Source organism: Waterburya agarophytonicola KI4 (genome assembly GCF_020640915.1).
GTDB lineage: Bacteria > Cyanobacteriota > Cyanobacteriia > Cyanobacteriales > Xenococcaceae > Waterburya > Waterburya agarophytonicola.
In genome coordinates, this window is sequence record NZ_JADWDC010000003.1 from 108221 (window position 1) to 131084 (window position 22864).

Below are 22864 nucleotides of genomic sequence, written 5' to 3' on the forward strand. Positions count from 1 at the left end.
AGCTATCGTCTTGGGAGACGTTTTCTAATTCCTCTAGTCCATCTAGTTCTAGGTCCCCCGAGCTATCAAAGCTCATTGCATCTAAGCTATCGTCTTGGGAGACGTTTTCTAATTCCTCTAGTCCATCTAGTTCTAGGTCGCCTGAGCTATCAAAGCTCATTTCATCTAAGTTATCGTCTTGGGAGACGTTTTCTAATTCCCCTAGCTCTAAATTCTTCGATTCATTCTCAGCTTCTGAAACGATATCTACCTCGGGTTCACTATCGGCTTCTGCGGATAGTGCATCGCGAAAATCCCAATTATCAAAATCCAAGTCTGTAACTTTCTTTTTTTGAACTGGTTTCTCTTTGGTTTCCCTGGCTTTAATTTCCGTACTTTCTATATTGTCCGCATTAAAATTTGCATCCTCAGCATTGATAAATTCAGTTACTGATTCTGGATCTGCTTCTTCTGTCCACAAATCCCCTAAATTATTATCTTCTAGATCGCTGATATTGGTATTTTCTAATGATTCGTCTAGATTGTCATTAGCTTCTAAGGGCTTGTCTTGACTGTTCATAATAGTTATAACTTTGACGGAATATTGCTCTTGTTGCTCAGTTCTAAAATGAAGACTAAAGAAATTTTCTTAGTTTAGATTTATGTGTATAGATAAATATGGAATGAAATGAATACACTGAGAAAATAACATATCTCGTATTAAATATATTTATTGAAATTATATAGGCGATGACATGATTTTAGTTTGCCCAAATAAGAGAAGTTGTGTTTAATTTTGCCAAAATAAATCTTTCATGTCCAAACCTATCTGTTATGCTTTGATGTCTGAGTCTAAAAGTTCTCATTTTAGTATTAGTAGTAGTTAGAAAATGTGACTCATTTTTATTTTATGACTGAGCCAACTGCAACTTTATTAATTTCTTGTCCCGATAGTCCTGGGTTAGTGGCAAAAATTGCCAATTTTATTTATGCTAACGGAGGCAATATCATTCATGCCGATCAGTACACTGATTGCGCTACAAGTTTATTCTTGATTCGTATAGAATGGCAACTAGAAGGATTCAATTTACCCCGCCAAACGATCTCTACTGCCTTTAGTGCGATCGCCAAACCCCTGAATGCTACTTGGCAATTGCATTTTTCAGATACTCTACCAAAAATTGCTATTTGGGTCACCAAACAAGATCATTGTCTGTTGGATCTTCTCTGGCGCAACCAAGCAAGAGAGTTACCAGGGACTATTGATTTAATGATTAGTAATCATCCTAATTTAAAAGCGATCGCCGAGCAGTTTGGGATTGATTTTTATCATTTTCCTATTACTAAAGAAAATAAAGCCGAACAAGAAACCAAACAATTAGAATTGTTGCATCAATACCACATAGATTTGGTTGTGTTGGCTAAATATATGCAAATTTTGAGTCCCAAATTGGTCGAACAGTTTCCTAATGTAATTAATATTCATCATTCTTTTTTACCTGCTTTTCCTGGTGCTAAACCCTATCATCGCGCCCATACCAGAGGGGTCAAAATTATTGGTGCAACGGCTCATTATGTTACGGAAGATTTGGACGAAGGCCCAATTATCGAACAAGAAGTCGCTCGCGTAAATCATCAGGATACTGTAGCGGATTTGATTCGTAAAGGAAGAGATTTGGAACGCTTAGTATTATCTCGTGCTGTTAGGTTACATTTACAGCATCGGGTATTGGTTTATGATAATAAAACCGTAGTATTTAATTAGTTTGACTTGTAGAAAATAGTTCGAGTTAATAACTTCATGACAACTAGTAAAAAAATTAGCCAGCAGTCGTCTTTTCGTCCCCGCAAACAGTTCGGTCAACATTGGCTGAAAGATGAGACAGTTCTAGATCGCATCATTTTGGCAGCGGAATTAGAAAAAGGCGATCGCATTCTGGAAATTGGACCAGGAACGGGGGCTTTAACTACTAGATTGTTATCTCAAGTTTCGGCTTTAGTTGCAGTGGAAATAGATCGGGATCTCTGTAAAAAATTAGTCTATAAATATGGCGATCGTGATAATTTTCTGCTAGTCCAAGAAGACTTTTTAAAATGGGATTTGGAATCTTTATTAGAAAGATTTTCTAAGTTTCAACAACCCAATAAAGTAGTTGCTAATATTCCTTACAATATTACGGGACCTATTTTAGAAAAATTGCTGGGAAAAATTGCCACTCCTGCAAGCCAGCAATATCAATGTATCGTATTATTGGTGCAAAAAGAAGTAGGAGAACGTTTAGTAGCCGTACCAGGAACGAAAGCTTTCGGTGCATTATCAATTCGCGTACAGTATTTAGCTAGTTGCGAGCTAATTTGTGATGTTCCTGCACGAGCTTTTTATCCACGACCAAAAGTAGATTCAGTGGTTATTAAATTACGTCCTAGAGCAATTGCCAATCCTGCTAACAATCCTCGTCAATTAGAAACACTAATCAAACTAGGTTTTGCTAGTCGTCGTAAAATGTTACGTAATAATTTAAAGAGCTTAATCGCTCTTCAAGACCTCAATCAATTGTTAGAACAACTAAACTTTAATCCTCAATGTCGTGCTGAAGATTTGACTTTAGACAACTGGATTAGATTAAGTAATAATTTTGACTGTATGAAATAATCAATCTTCTTCACGGGAATTAACCAAGAAAACATTAAAATAAATGAAATAAAGAAATAAAGTCCTATTTACAGTCTTTTTATGATTAACTAGACCACATTAAGCCATTTAATCAGCGTGGACGTAAATCAAACATCTATTTTCAAAAAAAATAAGCTCTACCAAAAACTTATCGATCGACAAAATGCGATTTACTATTAAAAATTTACACTGGATCGATATATTGATTCTTGGTTTGACATTAATAGTAACGCTATTAGGTATTGGTAACTATGGCTTGTACGAACCCCATGAGGGTCATTTTGCGATGGTGGGACAAGAAATGCTCTGGCGCAATGATTGGATTACTCCGCACCTCAACGGCGCACCTTATTTGAATAAACCGCCCCTATTGTACTGGTCGATCGCTACTTCTATCCGTATTTTTGGTTCAACGGAATTTTCAGCTAGATTCCCAATTGCTTTTTCGGGTTGGTTGGGAATAATCATTGCTTGGAAATGGACGAGAGAGCTTTGGGGAATTAGTTCTAGTCGTATAGCTGCCTTAATGCTTTCAGTGACTTTGGGTTGGTTTATTTTTACCCATCAGATTTTGATTGATGTTTTGTTGGGAACTTTATTATTGAGCAGCAGCTATTTTCTGTGGAAATGTCTTTATCAACCCCGCTCTTGGTTTAATTGGTTTGGTGCTTATATTTCTTTGGCGTTATGTGTTTTAACTAAGGGTTTGATTGGGGGAGTTTTTCCTTTAGTTAGTTGCATCGCTTTGGTTGTTGCTCGACAAGACTGGAAGATAATCAAGCGCATCAAACTCCATCGCGGATTATTATTGGTTGTGGCAATAGTTTTACCTTGGTTTATGGCGATCGAGCAAGCTAATCCAGGTTTTTTGCATTATTTTATCGTTAACGAACATTTCGATCGCTTGTTAGATCGTCGCTTTCCTCCAGATTATGAAGTCTCGAAAATTAGTGCGGTTGGTTATCTGGCTATTACAGCCTGTTGGTGTCTTCCTTGGATTTTATTCTTACCATCTGTAGTTAAGTTTACTTGGAAAGAATGGCGACGAGGTTTTTTAGACAATGCTTCTATTTTGGATCGCAAAAATAGCGATGGTATATTTTTACTGGCAATTGGAGTAATTCTGCCAATAATTTTATTTTTACCACTGTCTTCTCGTCTAATTTACTATAGTATTCCTGCTATTCCCCCTTACGTGATGTTATGTGCTGGTTGGTGGGATCAACGCAGTCGTCAGTCATTAATTACAAACCAAGCATCAACGGTAATTGACTATCCCAGATCCGATACTAATCCTCCCATTGCCTACTCTTCAACAGTGAGTACATTGTGTCAATCCACCGTACAAATCGTAAATTGTCCCATTCAAACCAAGACGCTTAATTTGTATGGTGCGATCGCAATTATTTTCGGGATCGGTTGTTATACTCTGATCTTGTTTTTGCCTGTAATAACCAATTTATTACCGACAGTTTTGCAGACTACGGAAATAGTTTGGCTGATAATAATTGTGGCTATCTCTTTAGGTACGGGTTGGCTGATTTCAGGAATTGGAATGTTGCGACGTTCTAGTTTAGCTTGGCTGCCTTTATTTATAGTGTTAGCAATTACTTATATCGCTACTATCAGGGGTTTCGCTCTTTACCAAGATATTCGTTCCTCAAAAAGTATAGTCAGTCAAGCCAATACTTGCTTGAGTGCGGATACTCTCTGGATCTTTGAAGGTTCGCGAGAAATTGGCGCAGCAGGTGCAATTAGCTACTATTTGAATCAAAATCGAGATGGAAATCTTATTTCCCCAAAAGACAATTCTTATCGTACCGTAATGGTTTTGGCTGATGGAGGCAAAAATCGTCTCCCGCCTCAATTCCCTGGTTCTCTACCTAAATATCTGGTTACTCAAGCACAATTGAAACAATATTGGTATCGAGATATTCCCGTAGTGTTTATCACTGATTTTCTACGTCAACCTAACGATCTTGACGATCCCTTTGAGATCAATTTACCTCAAGCAAATATTCAACCTTACGCGATCGAAGGTCAACGCCGACTCTATCTCAATCAAGCTGCTAGAGCAATTGTACATCGGCAATGCAATCAATAAAAAATAGCCATGGAACATAATTTTTGGTCGATCTACCAAAATCCTTCAAACTGCATAAAATCGTCTTATTCTCTCATAGTAATAAGTAGTCCAAACCCTTTAGCTTGTTAGGGAAGTGTTTGGATCGTAGCTTTGTAGATGGTGCTTTATGTACTTTCTACACGCTACTTATAGCGGTTCTGATTTTAATAAAGAAATATTTTAATGGTAGTTATTTTGTGGTATTTAACTTTGAAAAGGTGACTTATAATGTTGCTTTCTCAAAGTTTTTTTGTGTTCATGAGAAAAAATAATTGCTCGATCGCTTTACTAGATCGTTATTTAATTAATCAGTTAATTCCCCATTTATTATTTGCGATCGCAATTTGTACTATCCTCAGCGAATTGATTGGTATTTCTTTTGAACAGATTAAGTTTGTGGCGATGGAAGGTTTACCTGTTGGTATTATGGCTCAAGTCCATTATCTCAAACTACCTGCGTTTTTGGCTTTATCATTGCCTTTATCCTTGTTGATGGCGACAATTATTACCTATAGTAAGCTATCAGCAAGAAATGAAATTGTAGCGATGGGGAGTTATGGTATTAGTCTCTATCGTATGGTTGCGCCAGCAATGGCGATCGCTTTAAGTATGGCAGGCTTAATGTTTGCATTGAATGAATTTGTTGTCCCTCCTGCTAATTATCAAGCAGCAATTATTTTAGAGCAGGAATGGCAGGTGGATCGGACTCAATTAGCTAAATATAATAAACGAGAAATTGTCTATCAAAAGTTTGTTGATGATGGGATAAAGTCTAGTTTGAAATTTCTTTTTTTTGCCGATCACTTTGATGGTCAAGATATGCAAGGAATTACTTTTTTGGAATATCAAGATAGCCAATTAAGCAGAATAATTACTGCCAAAATAGGAAGATGGAGCGTTCGGCAAGAACTTTGGCAGCTATTTGACGGTCATCAAGAGATAATTGATGCAGATGGTTTTTATACTCAAACTAAAGATTTCGATTTACTTTTACTTCAATTGAGCCGAGATATTTTTGACTATGCTAATCACCATCGCGACAATCGTGAAATGAGTATTTTTGAGTTATATCAACGGCTAAATGTTATCCTTCATACTAATAATAAAAAAATCCTGCGTCAGCTAAAAATTGCCATCCACGAGAGATATGCTTTGCCATTTTCTTGTCTAATTTTTGCTCTTTTGGGTACGGGTTTGGGTATGAAAACGGGAACTAAAACTAAATCTAATGGAATGGCGATCGCTGGAATGACAATTTTTATTTATTATTCCGCTCAATTTATCGCCACAGCTCTAACTAGCAATGGCTTTTTGCCGTTACTTTTAGGTGTATGGTTGCCAAATTGTATAGGTCTATTTTTAAGTATTTATTTCCTCAAACCCGTTTGATAAACTAATATTTAGGCTGAAAGCATAACATTAGTTAATTATTCTCACTCCAACTGAGGTTAAACGTAATATTTAAGGTTTAGATTGCCGAAACTTGCTAAACTGATCGTGGTTATAATTAGTTTCTTCTCTAAGATCTGGCAAAAATATTGTTGGAGAAGCAATTTTTTGCTATTTGTTTCTAGATCGGGTTCGCACTTTTTATTTAGTTCAGATTAGTAACGACAAAATTAGTATTGAGGTTCGAGCAAAAGTTTTTAAATAGTTATGTCAATTATTCACGGCAGTTGGATTGTTAATTCTGGTCAAAATTATTTTTTTATTTGGGGAGAAACTTGGCGATCGCTAGTTAATGAAAAGTTCTCTCTCAATAAATCGGGAGATTTTATTCATCCCTTCGATCTATCCCAACAAGAATTATTAGATCTCTGCCAAAGTCATCAATTAGACATTCTAGATTTATTAAATCAAAGCACCTGGCAAACTCAATTGGTAGGAATGCCAACTATCGTTACAGGGACAGAAGATAGTAAAAAAATTCAACCAGTTTTTGCAGGAGATATTGTCGAATCAGAAGCTAGTTTAGATTTGTATTTATGGGAAGTAAAAGGATTTCGTTTGACCCCCCAGCAAACAGTTGAATTGTTACAAGTTTTATCCTTTAGCTCGTTACAATCGAGCGTTCAATATTTGGCAGGAGATATTTGTTTTTGGTCGCATATTTATCGCTGGGTTTTAGATTTAATTGTCCGACAAAAATTCTTACCAGGAATTGATGAGAGTGGTTCGAGAAAAACACCACCAAAAAGTATTTGGCAGCCAATTATTGATAGTGAAGTAGATCGAGTCAGACTGGCTAAATTTATTCAGACTATTCCCGAAGCTTGTTTGGCTTATTTAGATGCAGAAAAGTCTCAAGCTAATACTACCGATGAAGAGCTACTATTGCGATCGCTTTCTATTATGTTAGATAGTAGATTGCGGACTTGGATTGATTATCAACCTAATGGGGTTAAAGATAGCATCGTTCAACCTTGGTTACAATCTTTAGCTCAATCTCCCAAAATAGAGGGGAATAATCAGAGTATCAAACGCTTAAGTAATGCTTTATATAATTGGACATTACCTATTAGTGAATATATTGTCGATCCTCACAATAATAATTTAGGACAAAATCGCTATCGGGTTTGTTTTGTGCTGACTCCCCCCGCAGAAACTACTGACGATACAATCCAGAATGATTGGTCTTTGAATTATTATCTACAAGCATTAGATGATAGTAATTTTGTGATTAATGCAGGAGTAGTTTGGCAATGTGCCAAAGAATTTTTAAATATAGGCGATCGCACCATTGAAAATCCTCAAGAAACTCTCTTAAAAGGCTTGGGATTAGCAACTCGTATTTATAGTCCGATTGCAGATAGTTTAGAAAAAAGTCAACCCATCAGTTGCGTACTCAATCCAATTCAAGTTTATGAATTTATTAGAGCGATCGCTTGGCAATTAAAAGATAATGGTTTGGGGGTTATTTTACCTCCTGGTTTGACTCAAGGAAATAGCGAACAAAGATTGGGCATTAAAATGACTGCTAGCGTCAATCAAAGAAAAGGAGAACGCTTAAGTCTGCAAAGTATGCTGAAATATAAATTAGAAATTGCTGTCGGCGATCGCAGTGTTTCTAAGCGAGATTTTAAAAAATTACTGGCACAAAAGTCTCCTATAGTTGAGATAGATGGACAATGGATTGCCCTACAACCAGCGGATGTGAGGGCTGCACAAGCAGTATTAGACAAGTCCAACGAACAGTTAGATTTATCAGTTGAGGATGCCCTACGTTTGTCCACTGGCGACACTAAAACTCTAGCAAAATTACCTGTAGTTAAGTTTGAAACCACGGGAGTTTTATCTGGATTGTTAGATAATTTGAGCGATAATAAAGCAGTCGAAGCTGTCAATAATATTAAAGGTTTTAAAGGAGAATTACGCCCTTATCAAGCCAAAGGAGTAGGTTGGTTATCTTTCTTAGAAACTTGGGGTTTAGGTGCTTGTCTGGCAGATGATATGGGACTTGGTAAAACTATTCAGTTGATAGGATTTATCTTAAATCTCAAACAACAAAAGCTATTAACTAAGCCTACTTTATTAGTTTGTCCAACTTCTGTAATTAATAATTGGGAACGAGAAGTTAAAAAATTTGCCCCCACCTTAAAAACAGTAATTCATCATGGAGATAAACGAGAACAAGGTAAAACTTTTAGCAAACAAGTTAAAGATTGTCAGTTAGTAATTACCAGCTATTCCCTAGTTCATCGCGATCTTAAAACTCTCTCAGGTATCCAATGGCAAGGGGTAGTATTAGATGAAGCCCAAAATATCAAAAACCCTTCGGCAAAACAGTCTCAGGCTGTACGAGATGTCCCCGCAGGATTTCGGATTGCTTTAACAGGAACGCCTGTAGAAAATAGATTGACAGAATTATGGTCAATTCTAGACTTCCTCAATCCTGGCTTTTTGGGCAATCGAAACTTCTTCCAAAAAAGATTTGCTGCACCGATCGAAAAATATGGCGATCGCGAATCTTTAAATGTACTTAGATCTCTAACACAACCTTTTATTCTGCGCCGTTTAAAAACTGACAAAAATATCATTCAAGACTTACCCGAAAAGCAAGAAATGAATGTTTATTGCGGTCTTTCTGTCGAACAAGCAGAACTATATCAACAGTTAGTTGATAATTCATTAGAAGAAATAGAAGATTCTGATGGCATCAAACGTCGGGGATTAATTCTCACCTTATTATTACGCCTCAAACAACTTTGCAATCACCCCAAATTACTCCAAAATAATCAAGGCAAAAAAGTCCAAATAGATCCCGAATACTTTAGCGAACGTTCTGGCAAACTATTACGTTTAGAAGAAATGCTAGAAGAGATTGTCGACGAAGGCGATCGGGCTTTAATCTTTACTCAGTTTTCTGAATGGGGCAGAATGTTACAACCCTATTTGTCAGAGAAATTAAAAGGAGAAGTGTTATTTTTATATGGCGCAACTCCCCGTCTAGCTAGACAGGAAATGGTAGATCGTTTTCAAAACGAACCCAATGGCCCCAAAATATTTATCTTATCTCTAAAAGCTGGAGGAACGGGACTTAATTTAACTAGAGCAAATCATGTATTTCATGTCGATCGCTGGTGGAATCCTGCGGTAGAAAATCAAGCAACAGATCGGGCATTTCGGATCGGACAAAAACGCAACGTACAGGTACACAAATTCGTTTGTACAGGTACTTTAGAAGAAAAAATTAGCGACATCATTGAAAGCAAAAAAGAGCTAGCAGAACAGACTGTAAATGCTGGGGAACAATGGTTAACCGATTTAGATACTAATAGTTTGCGTAGTTTATTACTATTAGATCGCGATGCGGTAATAGAAGATTAATGAAATTATTTATTCAATTATTAATCTCGATCCAAAAATATTGGATCTCCCTAACATTATTTATACTGACAATTATTACTCTTCTTTCTCTTTCGCCCCTAGATGAATTGCCTCCCATACCTGGTACGGATAAAACTCACCACTTTATTGCTTATGCTGCTTTAATGTTTCCCACTGCCATCAAAAAACCAAACTATATTTTGGCGATCGCATTATTCTTGATTGCCTGGAGTGGCGCGATCGAATTATTGCAGCCATACGTTAACCGTTATGGAGATCCGCGCGATCTTTTAGCCAATATAATGGGTTTATTCTGTAGTTGGGCGATCGTTAACCTAATGAGAAAATTTTTTCCGATAGATCCCGATCCAAAATAACTTCAGTAAATAATACTAAAAGCGATCGCCTATTGGGCGGAAACAAAATGAGGGTGTTTGTTCGTCAATGGCTTGGGGAAGAATTGTTAAAATCAATTATTTTATGGAAATTATTCTGGCACTCTGTTTGGGCGTAACTCTTAGTGCAGCTTCGGGATTTCGCATCTTTCTACCTCCTTTAGCTATGAGTTTGGCTTCCTTATCTGGCAATTTAGAACTATCTTCAGGATTTGGCTGGGTGGGGACATATCCTACGGCGATCGCTTTGGGTATTGCTACTCTAGTGGAGATTTTGGCTTATTATATCCCCGTCGTCGATAACTTGTTAGATGCGATCGAAATACCAACCGCTATTGCTATCGGGACATTATTAACTGCTGCCAATTTAGGTGATATCGATCCCTTATTACAATGGAGTATCGCGGCGATCGCAGGTGGCGGTACAGCGGGTATTATTGAAACTTTCACTGCCATGACACGAGCAGCTTCTACAGGAATGACTGGGGGGACGGGAAACTTTTTAGTATCTACTACCGAAGCTTTAAGTGCTGGTATCTTATCTATTTTGGCAATCTTCGTGCCTATTTTTGCAGCAGCTTTAGTTTTGGGCTTGTTGATTATGGCGATGGTCAAATTACCTAAATTCATCAAATCTTGGCAGCGACGCAAACGGCGCAAAAGTAGATAATTGGCGATCGCTTATTGGCTTATATTTTTATAGTACCGAATCTCAATCTGATTTTTTCCAATGGACCAAAAAACATTCCTAACAACACAGTTGTGATGATTGCCAAGAACCACAAAAAATATACTGGTAGGTTGATTTTCGCTCCAATTACATTTACAAGCGTATATCCAATCCCCTGCCATAAATAAATTGAATAGCCATTTTCCATGAATGGCTTGAACCAATTAGCAGAAGCTAAAAATTCAGTTTTTCTCGGATTCAAATAAGAAAAAACCAAGAGGAATGATGACAGCCAAATAGAGCTAAATACAAAAAACAACCAATTCGGCGGAAATTTATTAGATTGCATATTTAGAGTAACTGGCAAGAAAAAATTACTTAATATAAGTGCAGCAATACCCAACAAAACAATTGATATACATTGAATCCGCTCGATCTTGAGATTAATCCTCAGAATATAACCCAAATAAGCCCAAAATAGATAAAAAATTGGTGTAATCAATCTAGTTGTAGATTCTGGAATTACTGATGTGGTTGAGATAATAATACATAATCCACTAGCCGTGAGCCATAGAGGTATCCTTAAAGAATAGAACTTTGCTACGAACGGAAGCAGAAATGTCACCATCAAGAAAGGCCCAATAAACCATAAGTGCATCGTTAACATGCCAAATGAATGCTCTTCTCCACCGCTAAGAGGGTTAAGCCAATCTATAATTGTTGCCGTTATATGTGTTTGAGCTTCTTTAATATCCAGTGGAAAAATTATCAACAAGCAACACATAGCATAAGCAAAGTATGGTATGAGGATTCTCGAACTTCTACTAATCACAAACAAAATATAATTCTTAGTATTCAGAACAAACTGCGTTTTTTTTTCAAATAGTCCATAGGCATAACCTGAAATAACAAAAATCAAAGGCATTTCAAAAAGCAACAGCGAACCATATGAGTGGGGTATTATATCCAGCCAAAACACACCATGTATGATGGTAACGATGTAGAATATCAGTCCTGCTCTTGCTATATCTATATTTCTGTTTCTCATTTTTCTGGTTTCTCATCTTTTTTGTTTATAGAGCCGATCGACTGAAAAATTGATAACTATAAATGATTTAGACTTTTAAATTCGATATTCAAAATAGTTTATTTTAACTTTTTATATTAATATCTTACCTTTATTCTCCAATCGGTAAAATCAATGTTTATCGCATTCTACAATCAACAAAATGACCAGAAAAAGTGAAGGGTTAGATGTCTAGACAATCTCTAGAGAGAATAGGCATAATAAGCGATGCCTTCAAAATCATATGAGAGATTATCTTCGACAAACATCTTCTCATCTATATTTTCGGTAAAAAAGTGCGTGCCAATAGTTGGTTCATAAAAACGATATATAGGAATCGTTCCTGCTTCTTCAGTATCGAAAGCGTTGAATTGGCTGCCTTCTAAAACATAATTATCTAGATTATTGGTAATGAAATCTTTTTCTGTTCGGTCGATAGTATAAAGATATGCCCCAGTATCTGTATTGCGAAAACGAGATACTTCTTCGCCTCCCGATAAAGGATCTACTGAAATATAAGATTCAGCTTCAAAAGTAAAATCAGTTGATTCATCGAGCAGGAAATTATATTCCGAGGTGTTGGCAGTGTATAAATGTACGCCAGAATTAGGGTTAAAAAAGCGATAAACGATATCTCCCTGTTGAATTTCTGCATCAGATAAAAGAGACTCATCAGAGTCAGGAGTCTCTTCTAACTCACTCTCTTCCAAATCGGATTCTGTAAATAGCTCGCTCAAACCTGCAAACCATTGTTCGGCAATCTTATCTTCTCCGTCGCTGTTTGGATGAATAGAATCGTAAGTATCATCAGCTAAACTAAATCCTGAGAATTGATCTACAACGATAATGGGAGAATCTTCTAGATCCTTTTCCTCTGCCAAAACAGGAATTTGTTCGTTTAATGCTAGCAGCTCATCATTATTATTGATCGTAGGGATTATTTGTGCCAGAAAGATGGTTACATTGGGATTCTCGTCTCGCAGAGTGTCAATAACTTGACCCAACTCATCAACGGTACTCTCTGCTGATTGAACCTGGAGAATATCGTTAGTTCCCAGATGAATCAAAACAACATCAGGTTGAGCTGATTCGACCCAATCATCAAGCTGTAACAAAATTTCGTCGGTTCTAAAACCCGAATGACCTTCATGGTCTAAATCAAAATCGGGGTTAGGATTTGGTCCATCACTATTTTCAGTTTGACTGCCAACAAAATCTACTGTAGTAAAATCGGCTTCCTCTAGTTTTTGCCATAGAGGACGACGATAGGTGTTTCGTTCTTTATCTCCTTGAGTAATAGAATCCCCAAGAAGCATAATTCTAATTTCAGTCGGTATTTCTAGGCTATTAAGATCCATATCAAAAAAGATAGATGTGAGAAGTTCCAATATTTGCTGCTCAAATTATCTTATCCCCCGTTGATAACTATAGATATTTTTACAGGCGATCGCAATTCAAGCAATTGCCAAACAAAAAAAAGGCTGACATAATTATCAACCTTCAACATATTCTTGCTTGGATTTTAATTTAAGCTGTTAATAGAGCTTCTCCTCTGCGAAATAATTCCCTGGCATAATCCGTCCAAGTACCTTGTCCCCAGTAACGAAAACAACTAGTTTCTACCAGCATCACGTATAACAATGCTTCTTGATATTCTTTAGTTTTGGTAATGGCGGGTTCTCGATCTACCAGTGCATCGTATTTTTGATGGAACATCGCGCTTAATTGATTCATGGGTTCGAGGACATTTTCATAGCCTTTTACCCAACTAAGATCGTCCGTCCAAGATGCCCCATCCATATGAAACTGATGGTCTGTGGCTTGTAAATGAGCGATCGCCTGGGTTACTTTTTCTGGGGTAGCGTTATCGGGATCTACCTGTTGCCAAATTTTATGTTGTCCGATTGCTTGGCAGGTTGGATAATCTTCAGGATTGACTCCCCCAGCTTCAATTAATTCTAAATATTCCGTACCGTTTAAACCCACAATATTTTGATTGTCTTTGAGTTCGTACCATACGGGTTGGAAATCACGGGCATATTCATTCATCATTACTCCGCCATTTTCGCCATCGGCAATTTGGCTAACGCAACTGGGAACGGAAATATCACCTATTTGTTGTTTGCCTCTACCTTTGGCTTCATGATAAGGCTGCATTTGGGCAACTAGTTTAGTATCAGATCCTTGGGTTTTAATTAATGCGGTGATACTAATAGTTTCTCCTTGAGAGTTGCGGGTAACTAAGCGATTGGGAAGATATTTATCATCGTGATGCAAACCCGAACCGTCTAATCTTTCTACGGAATGTTCTTGTACCAATAACCAGCGATAACCGCACTCTTTGAGAGCTTTGATGTATTCATAAAGAGTATCGGGATTGTTAGGTAGGTGCATTTCTGGGGGAGAAAAGCCTTTAACTCGTTGCAAGGCATCGTAACCAAACATAGCGGCAAAATAATGTTGCCATGCTTGAATTTGCAATTTAATATCGGGAATGGGTGTAGAAGGAACAACCGCATGACTCCACATTGTTCCCAACCACTCAACATAAGGCTGATATTGAGCTTCGCAAGTAATTTTTTTGAGATTGTCTAAAATATCTTTGCGTCCCATTTGCTGGAAACTCCAGAGCAGATTGCCCGAATAATCGAGCATAATGCGAGGATTGCAACCATTGGCGACAAGTTCGGGAATCCAGTCTCCCATGCGCTTGTAGCACCAAGCAAATGTCTCTCCATTGTGATTATCTCCATCATGGGGATTATCTAGCATATTCTGGAGATTGCCGATTAATCCCCCGTTAGCCCCTGCGGGGATAGTGGGCTGGTGCATATGAAGGGCGCAAGCAAAACCCGCTGTGACTCGATCGAGATTAATTTTGCTGTCGGATAAAAATATCGATCGCTCGTGATTTACTATTGAGGCGATTTCTGACTCCCAACCACAAATGTTAGGCAAGCCATTGGTTGTTACTTCGAGATTGTTTTTAGATGCTGTTGCGATCGCCATTGTTTTCCTCGAAAACTTATAATGTTTATTTTATAACTAGATACGAATCGTAACAAGGCGATCGCCAATTTTGTTTTATCTATGCTATGGTTAAGAATAATTGAATTTTAGACATTTTCTGATACGTCTCCAGTGTTTGCTAGAGGCGTTTTTTGTGCTTAAATTCTCTTTTTGGGTTGATAAAGCAAAGGAATTATTGATAATAAAGCCAAGAAAGTAAGAGCCATCAAAAAAGACAGGCGATCGCCTCCCATCATTGCTTGTTCGCCACTTACGCCAATCCAGGTATAGGCAAAACTCCCAGGTATCACGCCAATAAAAGTAGCCCGAGTATAGTCCCACCAATTTATAGTAGTCAAACCAAACAAGTAATTAACTAAATTAAAAGGAGATATGGGAATTAAACGGGTTGTCAAGACAAAAGAGAAAGGTCGATCTAAAACTGCGGTTTGAAATTTGTTTAGTTGTCTATTTTTACTAAATTTGCGTTGAGCAAAGTCTTGTAGTAGATAACGAGCCGTTAAGAAGGCGCACAATGCGCCCAAACTAGCACTAACAATCGAAATGGCAGTACCGTACCATAAGCCAAAGAGACAACCGCCAACAATAGTTAAAATCGTCCCAGGAACGCCAATTACGGTTAAAACCGTGTAGATGCCAATAAATATTATCTCTACATATCCTTGATACTGTTTAATAAAGCTTTTGAATAAAGTGGCATCTAAGACAGTTTTTAATGGAGTAAATATAAATAAAGGTAATAGGATCGAAACAATAATTACCAAGGCGATCGCTTTTCTGGCGAGGGTATTTTTGGTTATTTTAAGGCTAATTTTTTTGAACATTTTTGAGCATTATCTGACATTTAAACTAAAGCTCCTCCACAACTAGAACCAGTTCCTGCGGTACAACCATAACAATAATTTGCTGTTTTTATTTCTTGAATGATATCTAGGTTATTTAATTCTAATAGCCTGCTAATGGTTAATTTTTCTCCTCCTGGAGCGATCGCATTAATGTTTTCCATTTGGTTGAAATCGCAATCATAAACATTCCCTAAATAATCGATTGATAGCTCGTTGCGACACATTACCCTATCTAAAGTTGCAGCATTATAATTATTCGCTAAAAACTCAAGATAGCTGCCGTGAATTTCTCTACGTTGTAAGAATTGCCTGGTTCTACCAATAGGAATATTAGTAATAGTAAATAGGTTATTAAATTTAAGCTTAAAATGTGCTTGCAGATAAGTTTTATAATCTAACTCTAACTTTTGTTGATCCGCAGTCAGAGCAAAATTATCATCGGTAGGCAAAGGAGGATTATAAACCAAATCTAGAACTAAATTAGGATCTTCACCATAGCCTAATTGATTCAACCTTTGAATGGCTCGAATCGAATCGTTATATACTCCCGCACCTCTTTGTTGATCTACATTAGACTCCAAATAACAAGGAAGAGATGCCGTAACTCTCAGTTGATTGCTGGCAAAATATTCGGGTAAATCTTCATATCCAGGTACAAAAAATATCGTTAAATTAGAACGAACAATAACTTCTTTGCCATTTCTTCTCGCAGCTTCTACTATCGGGCGAAAACCATAATTCATCTCTGGCGCGCCACCAGTCAAATCGACAGTCTTGATCTGAGGAAAGCGATCGATGATTGCTATTAGCTGCTGGCATACTTCGGGGGCTAATTCTTCCGTACGCTTAGGACTAGCTTCTACATGACAATGGGTACAGGCGAGATTGCATTTCCTGCCCAAGTTGACTTGCAATACAGTAATCTTATTTTTAACTAATGGTGCAGCTATTTTTTGAGCGAAGGGAGTCAGAGAAGTATTAATTGTCGATGACATAATTCAAAGCTGATGGTTAACCTACGATACAGATCGAGAATGTATATCGTAATCCCAATTTAGCAAGAGCAACAGCCTAAAATATTAAAGTCAGATTAATATTCACTCTTTATTTCCTTTTTTTGGCAAATATATAGCTATATAATCCCCGTTAATTAGTAATCACCCCTTGACCCTCTACCCAATACTTTTTTCTAGAATGTAGTTCTGTAGCAAACCCCTTTAAAATAAGAATACTATAGTCATTTCCTTTTATATTCCAATTATTGTTAATTTTCTATGAAAAACGCCAGTAAGAAATACAACATCGTTACCTTTGGTTGCCAGATGAATAAAGCTGATTCTGAGCGGATGGCTGGTGTGTTAGAAAATATGGGTTTTGAAGCTTCAGAAGACCCCAATTTAGCAGATCTGGTTCTCTATAATACCTGTACTATTCGGGATAATGCGGAACAGAAAGTTTATTCTTATTTGGGCAGGCAAGCAAAACGCAAACATAAACAACCAGACTTAACTTTAATCGTGGCAGGATGCGTAGCACAACAAGAAGGAGAGCAACTGCTGCGTCGCGTACCAGAATTGGATTTGGTTATGGGACCTCAACACGCCAATCGTCTGGAAGACTTACTGACTCAGGTATTTGATGGCAATCAGGTAGTGGCTACCGAACCGATTCAGATTGTTGAAGACATTACTAAACCCCGTCGCGATAGTGAAATTAGTGCTTGGGTAAATATTATTTATGGCTGCAATGAAAGATGTAGCTATTGTGTTGTACCCAACGTTAGGGGAGTAGAGCAATCCCGCACTCCCGAAGCAATTCGGGCAGAAATGGTAGAGTTGGGCAAACAAGGTTATAAAGAGATTACTTTACTGGGACAAAACATCGATGCCTATGGTAGAGATCTTCCTGGTAGCACTCCCGAAGGCAGACATAAGTATACTCTAACGGATCTTCTCTATTACGTTCATGATATTCCTGGCATAGAGCGAATTCGCTTTGCTACCAGCCATCCCCGCTATTTTACCGAAAGACTAATTAAGGCTTGTCAAGAATTACCTAATGTTTGCGAACATTTTCATATTCCTTTTCAGTCGGGAGACAATGACATTCTCAAAGCGATGAAGCGGGGTTATACCCACGAAAAATATCGACGCATTATTGATACTATTCGAGAATATATGCCCGATGCTTCGATTACAGCCGATGCTATTGTGGGTTTTCCTGGGGAAACAGAAACTCAGTTTGAGAACACTCTTCAGCTAATTGAAGATATTGGATTTGATTTGGTCAATACCGCTGCTTATTCTCCTCGCCCTGCTACTCCTGCTGCTTTGTGGGAAAATCAGTTAAGTGAAGAAGTAAAAAGCGATCGCTTGCAAAGATTAAATCGTTTGGTTTTTGCCTCTGCCGAAACTCGTTCTGAAAGGTATTTGGGAAGGGAAGAAGAAATTTTAGTAGAAGCTCAAAATACCAAAGATCTCAATCAACTAATGGGTCGAACTAGAGGAAATCGCCTAACTTTCTTCCCAGGCAAAATTGAAGAATTACAAGGAAAAACCGTCAAAGTCAAAATTACTGCAATTCGCTCGTTTAGTATTACAGGGGAATTAGTTGAAGTCTTAAGCTAACTATTTGTCGATCGATTATATTTCTCTCAATCGACAATAATAATATAACTGTGTTTTAGCATTGTTAGGTACAATTACTCAATCAAAAAATACATTGAGTAAAGTTTTATAAAATTTTTGTTGAGTTTTGAAACAGTATAGGGCAAATAATAACTGCTAGATGGAAAAATCAATACAATTTCAGGCAGATGGGAATTGCATCTTCTAAGAATCAATTAACTTTTTTAGATTGCCATCCACAACTAAATAAAGTTAGAGATCGCAGCACGAGCCGTAGATATCGCTTGTGTTATAGCAATTCAAGCATCTTCATAAAAAAGATTATCCAAACTTAAAACTTAATAGAGACTAAGAAAATGGCAGATAAAGATTTTTTTCTCAGTTCAGATGATGCCCAGACTTTTGGTGATATTAATTACATGAAAAGATCTGTTCGTGTAAGACATACTTTTCCCAAAACTTTGAAGAATCCTAATGGTTTTGCAGTTGAAAAAGAAGTATCTTCTTCCGATGGTAGATTCGTAGATGGTTTTACCTCTGATGTAAATGAAATTTCATCATCATCGGCTTTTCAATCAGTTCAAAATAGTAATTCTAGTGCCGAACCAATCAAAAGTACTCCTAAAAAACGTCCTCAAGGATCTAGTATGGATATGTTCCGCAATATGGCTCGTAATATTGGTAAGAAGTAAATCATCATAGTTTAATCAAAGAGATCGCTTACACTTGAGCGTGAGCGATCTCTTTTTGATCGATTAGGCAAGGGCATCTACCTTTTCTGGGTTAGTTTGTTGCAATAATTTTTCTTGTGCCTTAAATTCTGCTAATTGGGCTTCAATTTGATCTTTGACTATCTGACGATATTCCAGGAAGTGTTCGTTGTGGGCGCACATAGTTAGATAATGTTCCCACACTCCAGGGTTGTGGCGAATGATGCTAAACAGATGATGCCAAAATTGCCAACGAGTATTACGTTTAAATCCCTGTCGCCAGATTACTATAGCTAAGGCTCTAATATCAACCCAGGTAGGCAGAGATGACATTGCCTCGTGCTTGGGCATACCGAGTTTGAGAAAGCAACGATATACCCGATCTAAATAGGTTTTGGGTTCGTATAGCGTCCAAAATGCTTCAATATATTCTTGAGCGATATCTTCAATAGGGCGAGTCGGCACAAAGTTCATTAAAGTTGTTTGGTTAATGTCTTGTTGGGTACTATCCCGCAAACGTTCTTCCCTTTCTAAACGTTCCCATAGTGCAGTCAGAGGTAATGCTTGCAGCATGCCAAACATAGCAGTGGGAATAGCAGCCTCTTCAACAAAATCAATAATTCTTTGTCCCGCGCCTTTTTTCTCTCCATCAAAACCAATGATAAAGCCAGCCATCGGGCGCAATCCTGCCTGAATCATCTTATCTACGGTTTCTGCCAAAGAACTGCGAGTATTTTGGAATTTTTTGGTTAATTGCAAGCTAGATTCATCGGGAGTTTCAATACCCAAGAATACCGCATTAAAATTACACTGCACCATTAATTCCATTAGTTCTTCGTCGGCTGCCAAATCTACAGAAGCCTCGGTATTAAAGTCAAAGGGATATTGATGTTCTTCTTGCCAAATTTTCAATTCCTTGAGGAATAGTTTAACGTTGCGCTTATTGCCAATAAAGTTATCATCCACCATAAAGACAGAACGTCGCCAGCCTAACTCATAAAGATAGTTTAATTCTCTTAAAAGCTGGGCTGGTTCTTTGGTACGGGGTTTGCGACCGTAGAGAACAATAATATCGCAGAATTCACACTGAAAGGGACAACCGCGAGAAAACTGCACTGACATCGAATCATAAGCATCTAATTCTAATAAGTCATAGCGAGGTACGGGAGTTATGGTCACGTCGGGCTTCTCTACAGCGCGGAAAGTACCGCTCGTTTCTCCTTTAGCTAAAGCTTCGACAAACATGGGTAGGGTGATTTCCCCTTCATCCAAAATTAAGAAATCTGCCCCCGCAGCTTTAGGTTCGTTGGGTAAAGAGGTAGAATACGGCCCCCCTACCGCCACTAATTTACCCCGTTTTTTAGCCTCTTGAATTTGTTCGAGCAAGTCTTGTTTTTGGACGATCATTGCCGAAAAGATTGTTAATTCAGCCCATTCCCATTCCGCTTCGGTAACATCTCGAATATTGCGATCGACTAGTTTAAATTCCCACTCTTGGGGCAAAATAGCAGCCACAGTAAGCATTCCCAAAGGAGGTAGCAATACTTTGCGATCGACCAATTCCAAAATTTTGTCATAAGACCAAAAAGTTTTGGGAAAAACAGGATAAATTAATAAAGCTCGCATAGTATATAAACCCTCGCACTTTGGGTAGCATATTTCATTATGTATGAGGGTAGCGCAATCTTAGCTTTTTAGTGAAACTAATACTTTAAGAAAGGTTTATTCTTCGGACAAACTAAAATTAGGAATGGGCAAAATTCCTTTTTTCTTCATCAATACAATCGAAGAACGAGGGACGACTTGATAAGTATTAGCATAAATTTTTTCTGCTGCTGTTAACTCAGTAAAATCTTGGGGTGCGGGTAAAGCGGTATCCACAATACGATGCCAATGACTGCCCAATTCTAAGGGAGGTAATTGAAATTTTAGGGGTTTCCAATAGGCGTTAAACACAACATATAATTCCTCTTCTACCGCAGGATAGGATAAAGAAAAAGCGATCGAGTGAGAGTCTTCTTCCCAATCGGGTTTATATAATTTTACTCCGTGCCAAGTAAGATGGGGTTGAGAACTTTTACGACTAACTTTTAAAAATTCTTCTTGACCAAAAATTTCTAATCCTTGGATGAAGTGAATCAGTTTCTTGACAAAACGTAGCAGATCTCGATTCTTCTCTACCAAATCCCAATCAAACCAGCTTAATTCGTTATCCTGACAATAGGCATTATTATTCCCATTTTGAGTATGTCTAATTTCATCTCCCATCAGTAGCATGGGTGTACCTTGAGAAAAGAATAAAACAGTCAAAAAGTTTTTAATTTGTTGCGATCGCAATTTTTCTATTTCAGGATTGTTTGTTTCCCCTTCTTCGCCGCAATTCCAGCTAAAGTTATGATTGCCACCATCGCGATCGCCTTCTCCATTAGCCAGATTGTGTTTGTCGTTATAGGAAACCAAGTCATTAAGGGTAAAACCATCATGACAAGTAATAAAATTAACGCTGCGGTTAATATCAGTATCTAGTCGGGAGTAGATATCGGGACTGGCTAAAATTCTATGTGCCATTGTAGTGGTCATGTTAGGATCGCTTTTAACAAACTGGCGCACATCATCTCGAAATGGGCCATTCCATTCAGAAAACCAATCGGCCAATTCGACAAATTGACCCACACCATATAGTCCTGCTGCATCCCAAGCTTCGGCGATTAATTTTGTTCCTGCCAATACAGGGTCGGATTCGATTATGGAAATAATATCCATCATGCCTGTTTCGGGCTTAATCGGCTCGCCAAAAGTGTTCCGTGACAAAATGGTCGCTAAATCAAAACGAAAACCATCAACGTGCATCTCGGAAACCCAATAACGCAACGAGTCCAAAATCAAGCGACTTGCTACAGGATGATTGCCTTTAAATGTATTACCGCAACCACTATAGTTGCTGTAGTAGGTTTGGTCTTCTTCTAAAATATAATAGGTCTTATTATCCAATCCTCTAAAAGAAAGAGTAGGCCCTCGTTCGTTACCTTCTGCGGTATGGTTGAAAACTACATCTAAGATTACTTCAATCCCAGCTTTATGTAATGCTTTAACCATGTCTCGAAATTCATCTACAGCCCCCAAAAGATCTCGTCTGGAACTATATCCTTTATGGGGTGCAAAAAAGTTAATCGTGCTATAGCCCCAATAATTTTTTAATCCTGGGCGCACATCTTGAGGATCGAATTGATGAACGGGGAGTAATTCTACCGCCGTGATTCCCAATTCTTGAAGATAAGGAATTTTTTCAATTAGACCAGCATAAGTGCCTCTTTTCGCTTCAGCTACCCCAGAATTGGGATTGCGTGTAAAACCGCCAACGTGCATCTCATAAATCACGCTATTGGAATACGGAATGCGGGGATGGCGATCGCCTTCCCAATCATATAAACTAGGGTCTAATACCACTCCTTTAAGGGCTGTGGCACAGTTATCACCTATTTTACTGGCAGCAGTGCGATCGTAGGTTTCCTCCCCCACAATTGCCCGTGCATAAGGATCTAACAATACTTTTGTATTATCGAAACGCTGTCCTGCTTCTGGTGCAAATTCTCCATTTGCTCGATAAGCATAGATTTGTCCTGCCTTAAGCCCTGGAATAAAGATATGCCAGTAGTAAAAAGTCTTATTTATTTTAGGATCGAGTCTAATTATTTCGGTTGGTTGTCTCGAATCAGGGTGATCAAATAATAGCAACCTGATAGCGGTGGCATATTCCGAAAAAACACAAAAATTCACCCCATCGGGATGTACTGTCGCCCCTAGAGGGAAACTTTCTCCTGGCAATATTTCTAACATTGAATATCTAACACTCTGGAAATTTTCAACTCATAGTCAGTTTAAACCCAATCTCAATTTTTGTTTGCATTGCTACTTA

General features: G+C 37.9%; 16 protein-coding genes and 1 pseudogene. 9 read left to right on the forward strand and 8 right to left on the reverse strand.

Annotation, left to right across the window (positions count from 1 at the left end; translation table 11 throughout):
- A pseudogene (locus I4641_RS02070) lies at window positions 1–559 on the reverse strand (hypothetical protein); the annotation flags it as partial.
- Window positions 560–889: 330 nt separating this feature from the next.
- On the opposite strand from I4641_RS02070, the gene purU reads away from it, so the two are divergent.
- From purU to I4641_RS02105, 7 genes are all read left to right on the forward strand, one after another.
- Window positions 890–1744, forward strand: a complete 855-nt coding sequence (gene purU / locus I4641_RS02075; RefSeq protein ID WP_229638763.1) for a formyltetrahydrofolate deformylase — start codon at window positions 890–892, stop codon at window positions 1742–1744.
- A 36-nt stretch (window positions 1745–1780) separates the two neighbouring features.
- A complete protein-coding gene (gene rsmA / locus I4641_RS02080; RefSeq protein WP_229638764.1) occupies window positions 1781–2632 on the forward strand; it encodes a 16S rRNA (adenine(1518)-N(6)/adenine(1519)-N(6))-dimethyltransferase RsmA in 852 nt (283 codons plus the stop codon).
- A gap of 184 nt (window positions 2633–2816) precedes the next feature.
- Entirely contained in the window at window positions 2817–4757 is a 1941-nt protein-coding gene (locus I4641_RS02085; RefSeq protein WP_229638765.1) for an ArnT family glycosyltransferase, read from the forward strand.
- 279 nt (window positions 4758–5036) lie between these two features.
- A complete protein-coding gene (locus I4641_RS02090) occupies window positions 5037–6167 on the forward strand; it encodes an LptF/LptG family permease (protein WP_229638766.1) in 1131 nt (376 codons plus the stop codon).
- Between the two features lie 267 nt (window positions 6168–6434).
- Window positions 6435–9605: a sll1366 family intein-prone helicase gene (locus tag I4641_RS02095; protein ID WP_229638767.1), complete on the forward strand. Its 3171-nt coding sequence runs from the start codon at window positions 6435–6437 to the stop codon at window positions 9603–9605.
- Complete coding sequence (locus I4641_RS02100) at window positions 9605–9982, forward strand: VanZ family protein (RefSeq protein ID WP_229638768.1); 378 nt, start codon at window positions 9605–9607, stop codon at window positions 9980–9982. Before I4641_RS02095 ends, I4641_RS02100 begins: the two co-directional genes overlap by 1 nt.
- Window positions 9983–10085: 103 nt before the next feature.
- Window positions 10086–10670: a DUF4126 domain-containing protein gene (locus I4641_RS02105; RefSeq protein WP_229638769.1), complete on the forward strand. Its 585-nt coding sequence runs from the start codon at window positions 10086–10088 to the stop codon at window positions 10668–10670.
- A 19-nt stretch (window positions 10671–10689) separates the two neighbouring features.
- Here the strand turns inward: I4641_RS02105 and I4641_RS02110 are convergent, their stop codons facing one another.
- From I4641_RS02110 to arsS, 5 genes are all read right to left on the reverse strand, one after another.
- Entirely contained in the window at window positions 10690–11718 is a 1029-nt protein-coding gene (locus I4641_RS02110) for an acyltransferase family protein (RefSeq protein ID WP_229638770.1), read from the reverse strand.
- A 221-nt stretch (window positions 11719–11939) separates the two neighbouring features.
- Window positions 11940–13094: a GDSL-type esterase/lipase family protein gene (locus I4641_RS02115; protein ID WP_229638771.1), complete on the reverse strand. Its 1155-nt coding sequence runs from the start codon at window positions 13092–13094 to the stop codon at window positions 11940–11942.
- A gap of 169 nt (window positions 13095–13263) precedes the next feature.
- Window positions 13264–14745 carry a polysaccharide deacetylase family protein gene (locus tag I4641_RS02120; protein WP_229638772.1) on the reverse strand — a complete coding sequence of 494 codons (1482 nt, stop codon included), beginning with the start codon at window positions 14743–14745 and terminating at the stop codon, window positions 13264–13266.
- A 158-nt stretch (window positions 14746–14903) separates the two neighbouring features.
- Window positions 14904–15590 carry a TVP38/TMEM64 family protein gene (locus I4641_RS02125; RefSeq protein ID WP_229638773.1) on the reverse strand — a complete coding sequence of 229 codons (687 nt, stop codon included), beginning with the start codon at window positions 15588–15590 and terminating at the stop codon, window positions 14904–14906.
- A gap of 20 nt (window positions 15591–15610) precedes the next feature.
- Window positions 15611–16606: an arsenosugar biosynthesis radical SAM (seleno)protein ArsS gene (gene arsS, locus I4641_RS02130; protein WP_229638774.1), complete on the reverse strand. Its 996-nt coding sequence runs from the start codon at window positions 16604–16606 to the stop codon at window positions 15611–15613.
- Between the two features lie 279 nt (window positions 16607–16885).
- On the opposite strand from arsS, the gene miaB reads away from it, so the two are divergent.
- On the forward strand, window positions 16886–18238 hold the full coding sequence (gene miaB / locus I4641_RS02135; RefSeq protein WP_229638775.1) for a tRNA (N6-isopentenyl adenosine(37)-C2)-methylthiotransferase MiaB: 1353 nt from the start codon (window positions 16886–16888) through the stop codon (window positions 18236–18238).
- A 356-nt stretch (window positions 18239–18594) separates the two neighbouring features.
- Window positions 18595–18930, forward strand: a complete 336-nt coding sequence (locus I4641_RS02140; protein ID WP_229638776.1) for a hypothetical protein — start codon at window positions 18595–18597, stop codon at window positions 18928–18930.
- 63 nt (window positions 18931–18993) lie between these two features.
- On the opposite strand, the gene I4641_RS02145 is transcribed toward I4641_RS02140, so the two are convergent.
- Together I4641_RS02145 and glgX are read right to left on the reverse strand one after the other, a co-directional pair.
- On the reverse strand, window positions 18994–20574 hold the full coding sequence (locus tag I4641_RS02145; RefSeq protein WP_229638777.1) for a B12-binding domain-containing radical SAM protein: 1581 nt from the start codon (window positions 20572–20574) through the stop codon (window positions 18994–18996).
- 96 nt (window positions 20575–20670) lie between these two features.
- Window positions 20671–22785, reverse strand: coding sequence for a glycogen debranching protein GlgX (gene glgX, locus I4641_RS02150; RefSeq protein ID WP_229638778.1), 2115 nt, complete (start codon window positions 22783–22785; stop codon window positions 20671–20673).
- Window positions 22786–22864: the final 79 nt, after the last annotated feature.

What these genes read in the sequence shown, in the direction of transcription:
- I4641_RS02145 (WP_229638777.1), bottom strand. Translation starts at nt 20,574, where the DNA reads ATGCGAGCTTTATTAATTTATCCTGTTTTTCCCAAAACTTTTTGGTCT.
- I4641_RS02115 (WP_229638771.1), bottom strand. Translation starts at nt 13,094, where the DNA reads ATGGATCTTAATAGCCTAGAAATACCGACTGAAATTAGAATTATGCTT.
- I4641_RS02090 (WP_229638766.1), top strand. Translation starts at nt 5,037, where the DNA reads ATGAGAAAAAATAATTGCTCGATCGCTTTACTAGATCGTTATTTAATT.
- miaB (WP_229638775.1), top strand. Translation starts at nt 16,886, where the DNA reads ATGAAAAACGCCAGTAAGAAATACAACATCGTTACCTTTGGTTGCCAG.
- I4641_RS02140 (WP_229638776.1), top strand. Translation starts at nt 18,595, where the DNA reads ATGGCAGATAAAGATTTTTTTCTCAGTTCAGATGATGCCCAGACTTTT.
- I4641_RS02100 (WP_229638768.1), top strand. Translation starts at nt 9,605, where the DNA reads ATGAAATTATTTATTCAATTATTAATCTCGATCCAAAAATATTGGATC.
- arsS (WP_229638774.1), bottom strand. Translation starts at nt 16,606, where the DNA reads ATGTCATCGACAATTAATACTTCTCTGACTCCCTTCGCTCAAAAAATA.
- purU (WP_229638763.1), top strand. Translation starts at nt 890, where the DNA reads ATGACTGAGCCAACTGCAACTTTATTAATTTCTTGTCCCGATAGTCCT.
- I4641_RS02105 (WP_229638769.1), top strand. Translation starts at nt 10,086, where the DNA reads ATGGAAATTATTCTGGCACTCTGTTTGGGCGTAACTCTTAGTGCAGCT.
- I4641_RS02125 (WP_229638773.1), bottom strand. Translation starts at nt 15,590, where the DNA reads ATGTTCAAAAAAATTAGCCTTAAAATAACCAAAAATACCCTCGCCAGA.
- I4641_RS02110 (WP_229638770.1), bottom strand. Translation starts at nt 11,718, where the DNA reads ATGAGAAACAGAAATATAGATATAGCAAGAGCAGGACTGATATTCTAC.
- I4641_RS02120 (WP_229638772.1), bottom strand. Translation starts at nt 14,745, where the DNA reads ATGGCGATCGCAACAGCATCTAAAAACAATCTCGAAGTAACAACCAAT.
- I4641_RS02095 (WP_229638767.1), top strand. Translation starts at nt 6,435, where the DNA reads ATGTCAATTATTCACGGCAGTTGGATTGTTAATTCTGGTCAAAATTAT.
- glgX (WP_229638778.1), bottom strand. Translation starts at nt 22,785, where the DNA reads ATGTTAGAAATATTGCCAGGAGAAAGTTTCCCTCTAGGGGCGACAGTA.
- I4641_RS02085 (WP_229638765.1), top strand. Translation starts at nt 2,817, where the DNA reads ATGCGATTTACTATTAAAAATTTACACTGGATCGATATATTGATTCTT.
- rsmA (WP_229638764.1), top strand. Translation starts at nt 1,781, where the DNA reads ATGACAACTAGTAAAAAAATTAGCCAGCAGTCGTCTTTTCGTCCCCGC.